Genomic DNA, 13695 nt, shown 5'->3' with positions numbered 1-13695 from the left:
TATGTTTAGTGAAATATATGATGTAATTGTTGTTGGAGCTGGTCACGCTGGAAGTGAGGCCGCAGCCGCTGCCGCTAATATGGGTTCTAAAACCCTTTTGGTAACTATGAATTTACAGAATATAGCTCAAATGAGTTGTAATCCCGCCATGGGAGGAATTGCAAAAGGTCAGATAGTTCGTGAGATAGATGCCTTAGGTGGATACAGCGGATTAGTAAGTGATACTAGTGCAATTCAGTTTAAAATGCTAAACAAGTCTAAGGGTCCTGCAATGTGGAGTCCAAGAGTGCAAAGTGATAGAATGATGTTTGCAGATCACTGGCGATTGAGGCTAGAAGGAACACCAAATCTGGATTTTTATCAAGAAATGGTGGCCGGATTAATTGTAGAAGGAGGAGCCGTAGTTGGTATAAAAACTTCACTTGGATTAAAGATAAAAGGGAAATCTGTAGTTCTTACTAATGGTACTTTCTTAAATGGATTGATTCATATTGGAGATAAGAATTTTGGTGGAGGTAGATCTGGAGAAAGAGCTTCAACAGGAATAACAGAAGAGCTTATTCAGTTAGGATTTGAATCTGGCAGAATGAAAACTGGAACTCCTCCACGAGTAGATGGAAGATCTTTAGATTATTCCAAAATGGTAGAACAACCTGGTGATGTAAAACCATCTAAATTCTCTTACTTAGATGATACAAAACCTCTATCAAAACAACGATCTTGTTACATGACATATACTTCTCCAGAAGTGCATGAATTGCTAAAAGAAGGTTTTGATAGGTCTCCAATGTTTAATGGAAGAATACAAAGTGTCGGGCCACGTTATTGCCCTTCTATAGAGGATAAGATAAATAGATTCGCAGATAAAGATAGGCATCAGTTATTTGTTGAGCCTGAAGGTTGGAAAACTTGTGAGGTATATGTCAATGGTTTTTCCACTTCTTTACCAGAAGATGTTCAATTTAAAGCATTGCGGTCTGTTGTTGGATTTGAAAAAGTGAAGTTCTTTAGACCGGGATATGCAATAGAATATGATTATTTCCCACCAACACAATTAAAGCATACTCTAGAAACTAAGTTGGTAGATGGATTGTATTTTGCTGGTCAGATTAACGGGACCACTGGGTATGAAGAAGCAGCTTCTCAAGGTTTAATGGCTGGTATAAATGCCGCTTTAAAGGTTCAGGAAAAAGAATCATTTATTTTAAAAAGAGACGAGGCGTATATTGGTGTTTTGGTAGATGATCTTATAACCAAAGGAACAGAAGAACCTTATAGAATGTTTACGTCTAGAGCAGAATATAGAACCTTGTTAAGACAAGATAATGCCGACTTTAGGCTTACCCAAAAATCCTTTGATTTAGGTTTAGCATCAGAAAAGCGACTTCGCAAGATGGAGGAGAAGAAAGAGAAATCCTTGAGTTTTGTGGATTACCTACACGACACTAGTGTTACTCCAGAGTTCTCTAATCCGGTTTTAGAAGCTAAAGATTCTGCTCCAATGAAACAAAGTGATAAGATATTTAAGATCTTTTCAAGACCAAATATCACTATGGAAGATGTGATGGAATTTCCTGGAGTAAATGATTTTATTGCTGAAAATGAATTGAATGAAGAGATGCTAGAGCAAACCGAAATTCAAGTTAAATATGCAGGATATATAAATAAGGAAAAGAACAATGCAGATAAATTGCATAGGCTAGAGGATATTAAAATCCCGCAGGACTTCGATTACACCAATATTAAATCTATGTCGTTTGAAGCTAGAGAGAAATTAAATAAGATTCAGCCCGTAACGATTTCTCAAGCATCTAGAATTAGTGGAGTAAGCCCAAGTGATATTTCTGTGCTACTTGTTTATATGGGAAGATAAATTGTTTCACGTGGAACAATGTAATTTTTCATCTATATTTAGCACTCAATTTGTCTTAAACAAATTCCATATTTGTGAATAGTTCCAAGGAAAAAAAATCAAATCCAATTTATATTACTTGTAAGGATCATACGGTTTCTGGAGAGGAGTTTAAATTGATATTAGATCTGGAAATGGATCTTTTAATCACAACTCCAAAACCATCTATAGAAGCTTTACCTTCCTATTATAAAAGTGAAGAGTACATTTCTCATACCGATTCTAAAAATTCTTTTACAGATAAGATTTATCATAGCGTTAAAAAAAGGATGCTTTCTAAAAAGTTAAGTTGGATAGAATCTAATTTTCCAGAGCAAGGCAAACTCTTAGATATTGGAGCGGGAACAGGGGAGTTTTTATTGACAGCAAAAAATAATGGTTGGAAAGTTAAAGGGATAGAGCCAGATGAAAATGCTCGAAAGCTGGCAAAGCAAAAAGGAATTAAATTACTTCCAGATTCATCTAAGTTTAAAGCTGAAAAATTTGACGTAATTACAATGTGGCATGTATTTGAACATGTCTACGATTTAAAGAATCAAATAATAGAATTGGAACAATTGCTTAAAAAGGATGGGTTATTAATTATTGCCGTGCCCAATTTTAAAAGCTATGACGCTTTATATTATAAAGAGCATTGGGCAGCTTTTGATGTGCCAAGGCATTTATGGCATTTTTCCCGAAAGAGTTTCGAAAAACTATTTAGTGGGACTACTTTCTCACAGTTCGATGAAAAACCTTTATTGTATGATTCATTTTATGTGAGTCTACTTTCAGAAAAATACATGACTAAAAAGAGCAATTTTTTGAAAGCCTTTTTAATAGGACTCAAATCTAATCTTAAAGCAAAAAAGTCATCAGAGTATTCTTCCATTGCCTATTTCTTCAGAAAATCAAGCTAATTCTTAATTTAAAGCGATTTCCAAAGAATAATATCTAACTGTAAGGCTAATTATAGTTGTTAGTAGAAAAAGCCTCTTAAAAGTCTTTATATCCAATCCTTTTTGATTGAAATAATTTATTTTTTTTATTTTAACTATAAGATTTGCCTATTGTATGTAATAGAAAATATATTTTTCTTTTTTTCCATTGATACTTTATTACTTTTGCGGCAAACAAATTTAAAATTATGAAGAAGTTATTATTGGTTGTTTTAATTGCAGCCGGACTTACAAGTTGTACTGAACAAAAAACAGCTTATGTAGATACAACCAAAATTATTAAGGAGTATCGCGAAATGAAAGAAGTAGAAGAGGAATTTACTTCGAAATCTGATAAGGTTAAAGTTGAGTTGGATTCTTTAGCTCAAAGTTTTCAAAAAGAAGTGCAAGAATACCAAGCGAACATGAATGGAATGTCTACTGCACAAAGACAAGAAAAGGAACAAGAATTAATGGCTAAGCAACAAACCATTCAACAGCAACAACAAATGATGGGAAATCAGTTGCGTCAAGAAAGTGATGTTGTTATAGATTCTATCGTAACTAAAGTAAAGGAATATGTAAAAGAATACGGTAAGGATAATGATTACACCTATATCTTTGGTTCTAACGAGTCTGCAAACATCATGTATGCGAAAGATGGTTTAGATATTACTGAAGAAATTCTTGAGAAATTAAACGAGAGCTACAAGAAATAGGAATTGCCTAATTCTTTAAAATATAAAAAGCATCGGTCTTAAAAAGGTCGATGCTTTTTATGTTTTATTTGATTGTTCATTTATATTTTAACTAGCAGTATTTAGGTTTTTCGTCATGCTGTTCCGATATCTATCGAAATTGTTTCAGCATCCCAATAAGGCGGAATTAGACCCTGAATCAAGTTCAGGGTGACGCGATTTGAAGAGTTAGGCCGGTTGACAAACCGACTGAATTTAAATTAAGACAGTAAAGTTACCCCTAAAATTACTACAATAAAGTATCCCACAATTGTAAAAGCTCCTGCATAATCCTTAGCTACACGTTGTCCAAATAACAACATTAACAAGGTTATTGCTGCCAAAACATTTGCATAAAGAGCTATTTCTGTTTGTCCGCTGCTTATAATATAGAAAATTCCAACTAAAGCCATAAGTCCTGCGATCACTTCGATGATCAAAATAATACCAACCATTAGAGGTACCTGGCCTGCAAGGAATGTCTTTGAAAAATGTCCTTTCAGCCATCCAATATTACCCTGCCAATCAGTGATTTTATCGAAACCAGATTGCAAAAAAGTAATTGCTATAAATATTAGGATAAGGATCTCTGTAATATAATTTGTAATGTTTTCCATATGTTTTTAAGCGACTTTTTTATGAATTAATCTTGTTAATTTAATAGATAGATCTGTTAGAATAATCTTTGCATTTCCATTACGTTCTATGTGATAGATAGCATCTTCAATTTCTGAAGTTATTCCTATTATATTTGCTCCTGTTATAAATGGCGCAAACTTTTCTAATTTGAAATTGGCTGATTTAGGCTGAATATAAACTAGTTTTTCTGCCTTGTAATTATAAAGTAGAGCCTGACGAAAAAAGTCTAAACAGTAGTGTAAAAAACTTTTTTGAGTTTCTCTTCCCGAAGCTGCTATAGTATCGCTCCATGTAATTAGTTCTAAGATGGAGGCTTTATTTCCCTTTGCCTTAAAAGCTGTTCTAACCCAAGTGATAAACCAATTTTCAAATTGTTCATCTCCAGAGTCATTTTTTAATATATGTTGTGCTTGAAAATAGCTCCCATTTGCCTGTACAGCGATTTTCTTTGCAGTTAAGACATCCACTTTGGAAGTTGCAATTAATTCTTCTTCAATAACAGTTTCAGAAAGAGGAGGAAATCTGAGAATCTGGCAACGAGACCTAATAGTTTGTATAATTTGCTCTTCGTCTTCAGCAATAAGTATGAATAGCGTCTTATTTGGAGGTTCCTCAATTAATTTCAACAATTTATTGGAACAGGCAGTGTTCATCTTATCTGCCATCCAGATCAACATTATTTTATAGCCGCCTTCATAAGATTTCAATGAAAGTGATCTTAAAATATCCTGCGCTTCATCTACCCCAATTTGCCCTTGCTTATTTTCTATTCCTATTTCCTGATACCAGTCAAATAAACTCCCGTAAGAATCTTTATTAATAAAAGTTCTCCAAGATTCCATAAAATGATTGGAAACTGGATGGGTTTTAATTTTGTCATTTGTGGCTACAGGAAAAGCAAAATGTAAATCTGGGTGAGATAAATGATTGAATTTTGTGTTACAAACTGTATTTCCTGTATTGTTTTCGGAATTTGTGTTTCCGCACAATACATACTGCGCATATGCAATAGCCATTGGTAATAATCCACTACCATGATTCCCTACAAATAATTGCGCATGTGGAATGCGACCCCTGTCTGCAGTGGTGGTTAAGTGATTTTTAATATGGGGTAAGCCTAAAACTTCAGAAAAGAGCATAGGCAAAGATAAAATTAATCTTCACTTTATATCTTTAGAAAAATTTATATTTGTAACATACACATTACTTATGAAAACAGTAGACGACTATAATTTTAAAGATAAAAAGGCTCTTATTCGAGTAGATTTCAACGTTCCATTAGATGACGATGGTAATGTTACAGACAATACTAGAATAGTAGCCGCTAAACCTAGCATTATAAAAGTTTTAGAAGATGGCGGAAGCGTTGTTTTAATGACACACTTGGGAAGGCCTAAGAATAAAGAAGCTAAGTTTTCTTTACAACAAATTGTTTCAGAAGTTTCTGAAATAATGGGAGTGGAAACTAAATTCGTTAATGATTGCGTGGGCGAAGTTGCAGAAAACGCGGTAAATGAACTTAAGCCCGGAGAGATTCTTTTACTTGAGAATTTAAGATATCACCAAGAAGAAACAGATGGAGATTCAAGCTTTGCTAAGCAATTATCAAATCTGGGAGATATTTATGTAAATGACGCCTTTGGAACCGCTCATCGAGCACATGCATCCACAACAGTTGTGGCCAAATATTTCGATGATAAATGTTTTGGATATCTATTAAAGCAAGAGATAGAAAGCTTAAATAAGGTCTTAAAATCGGCCGAAAAACCTGTTACTGCAATTATTGGTGGTGCAAAAGTGTCTTCCAAGATCACTGTTTTAGAAAATATTTTAGATAAAGTAGATCATTTAATAATTGGTGGAGGTATGGCTTTTACCTTTATTAAGGCTCAAGGAGGAAAAATAGGAAGTTCTTTGGTAGAGGATGACAAACAAGAATTGGCTTTAGAGATCTTAAAAAAAGCTTCTAAAAAAGGGGTGGAAGTACATTTACCTGTAGATTCTATTATCGCAGATAGTTTTTCTGAAATGGCAAATAAAGATGTTTGCCCTATAGATGATATCCCAGATGGATGGATGGGATTAGATGCAGGTCCAAAATCTGTAGCGCTTTTTTCAGAGGTTGTTTTAAAATCGAAGACAATCCTTTGGAATGGGCCAATAGGAGTTTTTGAAATGGAAGCTTTTGCTGAAGGAACCAAGAAACTTGGAGAAGCTATTGGTAAAGCAACTGCAAATGGAGCATTTTCACTTGTAGGTGGAGGAGATTCGGTTGCAGCAGTTAAAAAGTTTAATTTGGAGAATGATGTGAGTTACGTTTCTACCGGTGGTGGGGCGATGTTGGAAATGCTTGAAGGGAAAACACTTCCTGGAATTAAGGCAATTTCTGAAGACTAAGTAAGAAATTGAAATATTAAACGTTTCTGTACCATAGATGTAGAAATATGAAAAAGATAATCACCCTATTAATGTTGTTCATTTTTTTTACCTCCTTGGGTCAAAAAAATCCAGTTAAGAACAGCTCGAAAACTATAAATAAATCGGAAAAAGCCAATTTTAGAGTTCAGGTTTTTAAAAAATCTGATAGTGCTAAGATAGAGTTGAAAAATCCCGATCCAGAATTCAAGGATAGATTACCAATTTCAGCAAAAATAAATAAGGGTTCTATTAAAGATCTTAAGGATCTCCCTCATGCTGCTAATATAGATTCGGTATGGAAAAAGGAACTTTTAAATTCAGACCTTTATGAAGAAATGCAAAATGAGATCCTTAGGCAGGATTATTCTGAAGTTGTATTTAAAGACTTACCTACAGATACTCTAAAAGCTAGACTGGCAAAATTAAATGCACGCACACCTTTTAATATTGAATATAATCCCATTCTGGAGAGTGTAATAAAATCTTATCTTAAAAGGAACAAGAAGTCTATGGAACGCCTAATGGCGCTAAGCGAATATTATTTCCCAATGTTCGAGCAGCAATTAGATAGGTATGATGTTCCTTTAGAGATTAAATATCTTGCCATAGTAGAGTCTGCACTTAATCCGCGGGCAAAGTCTAGAGTTGGAGCAACTGGTTTGTGGCAATTTATGTTCGCTACGGGCAAAATGCAGGGCTTAGATGTAAGTTCTTATGTAGATGAGCGTATGGATCCTATAATGGCTACGGAAGCGGCAGTAAGGTATCTAGCAAGTTTATATAAGACATTTGGAGATTGGGACATGGTGTTAGCTTCTTATAATTCTGGCCCAGGGAATGTAGCTAAAGCAATAAGAAGAAGTGGGGGTTCCACTAATTATTGGACACTTAGAAATTATTTGCCACGAGAAACAGCTGGTTATGTGCCTGCTTTTCTAGCTACACTTTACTTATTTGAATATGCGAAGGAGCACGATTTCCAGCCAAACGGACCTGAGGTAGCCTTTTTTGATACAGATACGTTACACGTAAAACAAATGCTAACTTTTGATCAGATCAATAAAGTTTCAGGTGTAGATAAAGAAATGTTACAATTCTTAAACCCTAGCTATAAGTTGGATATTATCCCTTATGTTGAGGATGAAGCATACGCTTTAAGGTTGCCTAGAAAGAGCGTTGGAATCTTTGTGAATAATGAAGCAGCGATTTATAATTTTGCTGAAACAGAGTTAGCTGAAAAAGAAAAGGAATTACCTCAATTTTTAGAGGCTGAGGATAAAGTGAGATACAGAGTTAAAAGTGGAGACTATCTAGGTAAAATAGCCAGTAGATATGGGGTTGGGGTTAGCAGTGTTAAAAAATGGAATAATTTAAGAAGTAACAACCTTAGAGTAGGACAATATCTAACTATATATCCTAAAAAACCGGTTGCTATAGCAAAAAGTACCGTGAGTAGTTCCAGGCCAGCCGTTCAGGCAAAAACATATACAGTCAAAAATGGAGATTCATTATGGAGTATTTCTAAAAAGTTCCCAGGAATTACGGTACAGAATTTGAGGGCATGGAATAGGATGTCTAGTACATCTCTTAAACCCGGAATGACCTTAAAACTCTCGGGGAGCTAGTATTAATTAAAATATCATTATGAAGAATTTTGTATTTCTAAGTTTATGTATTTCCCTTTTATTTACAGGATGTCAAGATTCCGATAGTAAAACCCCTATACTACTAGCTACCTCTTCTGGAAATATCAATAATATTTCTGTAGTTATTGATAATGAAATGTGGGAAGGTTCTATTGGAGAAGCGCTTAGAAAATCTTTAGCAGCTCCGGTAGACGGATTGCCTCAGGAAGAACCTATATTCTCATTAAATCAAATGCCACCAGAGGCTTTTTCTGGTTTTGTGCGTAAGAATAGATTGTTTGTGAAGATTGAAAAAGGTGAAGCTGGAAGATTTAAAATTTTCAATGATCCTTTTGCGCACCCTCAGATAGGTGTTGTAATTACTGGACAAGACTCTAATGAAATCATCGAACAGATCAATAAAAATTCAGAAGAAATCATTGAAACTCTTCGAAATACTGAAATAAAAGAAAAGCAAAGAAGGATTAACAAGTCATTAAAGGAGGATGAAAAGTTAAAAAATAACCTAGGAGTATCGCTTAAATTTCCAACCGCTTATAGGTATGCTTTGGAAAATGAAGAATTCTTTTGGCTTAGAAAAGACATACCTAAAGGAAATATGGAAATCTTAGTATATGCTGTGCCGCTCAACCAAATTGACGGTGATACTAGTGTAATTGCGAATATTATAAAAATGAGAGATTCTATTGGGAAGGCTTATATCCATGGAGCTTTAGAGGGTAGATACATGATTACAGAAGAAGCCTACGCACCTTATTTATTCAACACAGAAGTAGATGGGAAGTTTGCGTATGAAACAAAGGGAACTTGGGAGATGAAGAGTGCTTTTATGGCAGGACCTTTTATTAATTATGCGGTTAAAGACAGCGTTAACAATAGGTATATTATTCTAGAAGGATTTACTTTTGCTCCTGCAACAGCAAAACGAGATAATATGTTTGAGCTCGAGGCTATATTGAAATCGGCAAAAATTGACTAAAAAAAATGCCCAATTTTAATTGGGCATTTTTTAGATATTATAAGTAATTCTATTTTTTATCTCCAGGAATTTTTCCGTCTTCAGGAATTTTATTGTCCTTATTGTCGTCATCATCCTTAGAGGCATCTTTGAATTCTTTAATACCGCTACCTAATCCTCTCATTAACTCAGGAATCTTTCTTCCTCCAAATAATAATAGTATCACAATTACGATTAATATTATTTGTGGAGCACCTATAACTAAAGGTAAAAATAATGCGTTCATAATAATAAAGTTTTGTTGTTACAAACTTAGCAAGAAATCATTAATATAAACGTTTATCAGCATTAAAATAGTATAAATTTAACTTTATGCTATCTTTGTGATAGCAGCATAAATTATGTCTCAAACAAAAGAAAATAAAAAGAAATTCACTAAAAAGTTACTTCACAAATACAGATTGGTAGTATTAAATGAAGATACTTTTGAGGAGCGTTTATCATTTAAATTAACTAAGTTAAATTTATTTGTAGCAATTACCTCTAGTGCTATTTTGCTAATCGCTTTAACAACCTTTATTATAGCGTTCACAGGCTTAAGGGAATATATCCCTGGATATTCTTCAACTAAACTAAAGAGACAAGCTACAGAATTAACTTATAAAACAGATTCTCTTCAAACCGCAATGATGTTGAATAATCAATATTATGAGTCAATTAGAAAGGTGCTTACTGGAGATCTTGACATAGGAGATCTCAATAGAGATTCATTACTGAGCACTCAACAAATAGATTCAGAATATATAGACCTTACCCCTTCTAGAGCAGATTCTTTATTAAGAGAGGAAGTTGCTCTAGAAGATAAATATAATGTACTTCAAACGGCGGGATCTAATATAGAATTTGCATTATTTCCTCCAGCTAAAGGACCAATTACTGAAGGATATAATGTTAAGACAAGACATTATGCAATAGATATTGTAGTTGCCAAAAATGCTCCTGTAAAAAGTGTAGCAGATGGTAGAGTGATCTTTGCTGAATGGAGTGCTGGTACGGGATATGTAATTATTATAGAGCACAACTACGGCTTACTTTCTGTCTATAAACACAATTCTTCATTAACAAAAGAACAAGGAGATTTCGTGAAATCTGGAGAAGTTATCGCTGCTGCAGGATCTGCAGGAGAACTCACAACAGGGCCACACCTGCATTTTGAATTGTGGAATGAAGGGAATCCAGTAAATCCAAAAGATTATATTGATTTTGATTAAACTTTTATGTCTATAAAATCCATTGCTGCAAAGATCTTTGCAAAGCACATTCGAAATAAAATTAATAAGTGGGCTTCTAATCCAGAAGCTACACAGAAAAGAGTTTTTAAAGAACTTTTAGATAAAGCAAAGAATACTCAGTTTGGCATAGATCATAATTTTAAAAACATAAACACCTATAAAGAATTTGCATCTAATGTTCCTATTCGAGATTATGAGGAACTAAAGCTGTATGTAGATAAAATGGTTGCTGGAGAGGAAAACATTTTATGGCCAGGAAAGCCACTTTATTATGCGAAAACCTCTGGAACTACAAGTGGAGCTAAATATATTCCTCTTACTAAGGAGTCTATGCCTACACATATTAACGCGGCTAGAAATGCCATTTTGTGCTATATAGCCGAAACTGGTAAGTCTAAATTTGTAGATGGTAAAATGATCTTTCTACAAGGAAGCCCAGAATTAACGGAGAAGTATGGAGTGAAATTAGGCCGTTTATCTGGTATTGTTGCTCATTTTGTTCCTTCCTATCTTCAGAAGAATAGGTTACCTAGCTTAAAAACTAATTGTATTGAAGATTGGGAAACAAAGGTAAGCGCCATAGTTGGTGAAACTAAAGATGAAGATATGACCGTGATAAGCGGAATTCCTTCTTGGGTACAAATGTATTTTGAAAACCTTCAACAAACTACTGGGAAAAAGGTGGGAGATCTGTTCAAGAATTTCGATCTGTTTATTTATGGCGGAGTAAATTACGAACCTTATCGAGCAAAGTTTGAAAATTTAATAGGAAGAAAAGTAGATAGTATAGAATTATATCCAGCTTCTGAAGGTTTTTTCGCTTTTCAGGATAAGCAAGGAGATAAGGGCATGCTACTACAATTAGATTCCGGAATCTTCTATGAGTTTATAAAATCTGAAGAATTTTTTGATGATAACCCAAAACGATTAACTATTGGAGAAGTAGAGGTAGGGGTAGATTATGTAATGATAGTTTCTAATTCAGCTGGTTTATGGGGGTATAATTTGGGTGATACCATTCAGTTTACTTCTGTAAAACCTTATAAAGTGATTGTTTCAGGAAGGATTAAACATTTTATTTCGGCATTTGGAGAACATGTTATTGCCAAAGAAGTAGAACAGGCAATGCAAGAAGCAACAGCAATGACGGGAAGTAGAATTACAGAATTCACAGTAGCTCCTCAAATAACACCAGATGGCGAGCAGTTGCCTTATCATGAATGGTTTGTAGAGTTTGAAAAAGAACCTGAGGATTTTCAGCAGTTTTCAGAGCTTTTGGACAAGTCTATGCAAGAGCAAAATTCTTATTATTTGGATTTGATAGAAGGTAAGATCCTTCAGCAATTAAAAATTAAAAAAATTCCCCAGAATGGATTTCAGCAGTATATGAAATCTATTGGAAAACTGGGAGGACAGAATAAATTACCAAGACTTTCTAACGACAGAAAGATCGCAGAAGTATTGGAAAAAATATAAAGCAATAATATATGGTGAATTTGAAATTGATGGGAAGAACCCGGGCGCAAGAAAGTACTAACGCAATAGAGCGAATGTATATAACAATGCGACATTTATTTAATCGCGGATTTTATAAACCCATGGGAATTTCTGGAGAAACCCTAAGAGAATCTTTGCTCACATTAAGACCTGAAATCTACGGAACTATTGCAGAAGAAAAAGTAGAATTAGACGGGCTTTTATATGTAATAGAGCGCTTACCCGTGGGAATTGAACAGTGTAGATTTATTAATCTTACAAGTGATGAGGGTTATGCAAACTCTCACTTTACACCAATTGTTCCACCAAAAAGAAGACGAAACTGCTATAGAATAGATGAAGAGCAAATGAATATTGAGGTAACTCGTGGAAGATCTGAGATCTATGATATTCTTACCCACCTTACTTTCCTTTTTATAGAATCACATAAAATTATGCGCCGCGTAATTATAGATGAGGAAGGCAGTGTTACAAGAGATTGGATGAAGCTTGAGGCAGCTGTTTTAAAGCCCAGCTTAACTCAGATTGAGCGTGAAATAGCACTTACACATACTGCCAATATTTTGGGAAGAACCTTCAAAGAGGTAACTACCATGTATCCGAAATTTATGATCCCAGAAAATGAAGAGCGTTTTCTGGAAATAATTTATTGGTTAGGAAAACTTGCCATAGACGAAACTATAAATAACAATAAGCGTATTGTAACCTTTAGCCCTGTACTTAGAGAGCGTTTAGGGCATCATATTCATGGAGAGATCTGGGCAGACTCTATCAAACAATATTTGGTAGAGAATAATTTAATGTATAGGCCAATACATATAATTAGTGCGAATATGCACAGTGTGATGAATACTCTTTTTAGTCCAATTGCTTTAGAAAAAGAGTTGAAGGAAAAGAGCTCAATGCAAGTTTATGAGGAACTAAGTAATAGCGGAAATGGACAAATTCGAAATAAAGTAATGAAAGTTGCTTTAGATAACGGAATGAAATTCATTGAAGACACCAGCGGAACCAACATTGATGTGCAGGTTTTTGATACTGCAATGATCAAAGACGGTTATAAAAGTCCAAAGTTTAACGATAAGTCTATTAATGATAAACCTGTTATTGTAGTAATGGATTATGCATTTGGAGAACAAGCCTATGAGACCATGGATGAATTATTAAAACCTTACAGGTATAATGAAGAGGAAATTCATTTAAATGTAGACTCGGTTTCTATTATGGGGAAAGCTGGAATTCTGGATGGAGGAAAAGGAGATATCATGATTCCTTCTGCTCATTTATTTGAAGGAACTGCAGATAACTATCCGTTTTATAATGAACTTAAAAAGGAAGATCTTGAAGGGAATGGGATTAACGTGGTAGATGGTTCTATGATCACGGTACTTGGAACATCGCTTCAGAATCGTGATATTTTGAAATTCTTCCAAGAATCTACTTGGGATGTGGTAGGATTGGAAATGGAAGGAGTACACTATCAAAAAGCAATTCAATCTGCATCTAGATTAAGAGGAAATATTAAGGAAGATGTAAAAGTGAGATATGCTTATTATGCTTCAGATAATCCTCTTAAGACAGGGAGTACATTAGCATCTGGTGGTTTAGGAACTACAGGTGTAAAGCCAACTTATTTGATCACCGAAAAAATATTAGAACAAATTTTTAATTCTTAGTTT

The 13695-nt window shown here is 34.4% G+C and carries 12 protein-coding genes; 9 read left to right on the top strand and 3 right to left on the bottom strand.

Going from position 1 to position 13695, the window contains the following annotated elements:
• Position 1 precedes the first annotated feature (1 nt).
• From mnmG to I130_RS05635, 3 genes are all read left to right on the top strand, one after another.
• On the top strand, positions 2-1873 hold the full coding sequence (mnmG, locus tag I130_RS05645; protein WP_034920339.1) for a tRNA uridine-5-carboxymethylaminomethyl(34) synthesis enzyme MnmG: 1872 nt from the start codon (positions 2-4) through the stop codon (positions 1871-1873).
• Positions 1874-1947: 74 nt separating this feature from the next.
• Positions 1948-2811, top strand: a complete 864-nt coding sequence (locus I130_RS05640) for a class I SAM-dependent methyltransferase (RefSeq protein ID WP_051119616.1) — start codon at positions 1948-1950, stop codon at positions 2809-2811.
• A 227-nt stretch (positions 2812-3038) separates the two neighbouring features.
• The gene (locus I130_RS05635; protein ID WP_034920337.1) at positions 3039-3548 is read left to right on the top strand and encodes an OmpH family outer membrane protein; all 510 of its coding nucleotides are present in this window, start codon (positions 3039-3041) and stop codon (positions 3546-3548) included.
• A gap of 239 nt (positions 3549-3787) precedes the next feature.
• Here the strand turns inward: I130_RS05635 and I130_RS05630 are convergent, their stop codons facing one another.
• Together I130_RS05630 and I130_RS05625 are read right to left on the bottom strand one after the other, a co-directional pair.
• The gene (locus tag I130_RS05630) at positions 3788-4183 is read right to left on the bottom strand and encodes a DoxX family membrane protein (RefSeq protein WP_034920333.1); all 396 of its coding nucleotides are present in this window, start codon (positions 4181-4183) and stop codon (positions 3788-3790) included.
• A gap of 6 nt (positions 4184-4189) precedes the next feature.
• A complete protein-coding gene (locus I130_RS05625) occupies positions 4190-5344 on the bottom strand; it encodes an ATP-binding protein (RefSeq protein ID WP_034920331.1) in 1155 nt (384 codons plus the stop codon).
• Positions 5345-5414: 70 nt separating this feature from the next.
• Here I130_RS05625 and I130_RS05620 point away from each other — a divergent pair, with 70 nt between their 5' ends.
• The 3 genes from I130_RS05620 to I130_RS05610 are packed head-to-tail and all read left to right on the top strand — an operon-like array spanning position 5415 to position 9248.
• Complete coding sequence (locus I130_RS05620) at positions 5415-6602, top strand: phosphoglycerate kinase (RefSeq protein ID WP_034920329.1); 1188 nt, start codon at positions 5415-5417, stop codon at positions 6600-6602.
• Positions 6603-6649: 47 nt separating this feature from the next.
• Positions 6650-8248: a lytic transglycosylase domain-containing protein gene (locus tag I130_RS05615; protein ID WP_034920327.1), complete on the top strand. Its 1599-nt coding sequence runs from the start codon at positions 6650-6652 to the stop codon at positions 8246-8248.
• 19 nt (positions 8249-8267) lie between these two features.
• Positions 8268-9248, top strand: coding sequence for a DUF4837 family protein (locus I130_RS05610; protein ID WP_034920326.1), 981 nt, complete (start codon positions 8268-8270; stop codon positions 9246-9248).
• Between the two features lie 49 nt (positions 9249-9297).
• On the opposite strand, the gene tatA is transcribed toward I130_RS05610, so the two are convergent.
• Positions 9298-9513 carry a twin-arginine translocase TatA/TatE family subunit gene (gene tatA, locus I130_RS05605; protein ID WP_034920325.1) on the bottom strand — a complete coding sequence of 72 codons (216 nt, stop codon included), beginning with the start codon at positions 9511-9513 and terminating at the stop codon, positions 9298-9300.
• A gap of 115 nt (positions 9514-9628) precedes the next feature.
• Here tatA and I130_RS05600 point away from each other — a divergent pair, with 115 nt between their 5' ends.
• From I130_RS05600 to I130_RS05590, 3 genes are read left to right on the top strand one after another with little or no spacing between them, the layout of a single operon-like run.
• Positions 9629-10498: a M23 family metallopeptidase gene (locus I130_RS05600; protein ID WP_034920323.1), complete on the top strand. Its 870-nt coding sequence runs from the start codon at positions 9629-9631 to the stop codon at positions 10496-10498.
• A gap of 6 nt (positions 10499-10504) precedes the next feature.
• A complete protein-coding gene (locus I130_RS05595) occupies positions 10505-11995 on the top strand; it encodes a GH3 auxin-responsive promoter family protein (RefSeq protein ID WP_034920321.1) in 1491 nt (496 codons plus the stop codon).
• An 11-nt stretch (positions 11996-12006) separates the two neighbouring features.
• Entirely contained in the window at positions 12007-13692 is a 1686-nt protein-coding gene (locus I130_RS05590) for a DUF6909 family protein (protein ID WP_034920318.1), read from the top strand.
• The last annotated feature ends 3 nt before the right edge of the window (positions 13693-13695 follow it).

The organism is Gillisia sp. CAL575, assembly GCF_000403785.1.
In the GTDB taxonomy this organism is placed as follows: Bacteria; Bacteroidota; Bacteroidia; order Flavobacteriales; family Flavobacteriaceae; genus Gillisia.
This window is presented reverse-complemented; position numbering and strand designations above follow the sequence as displayed.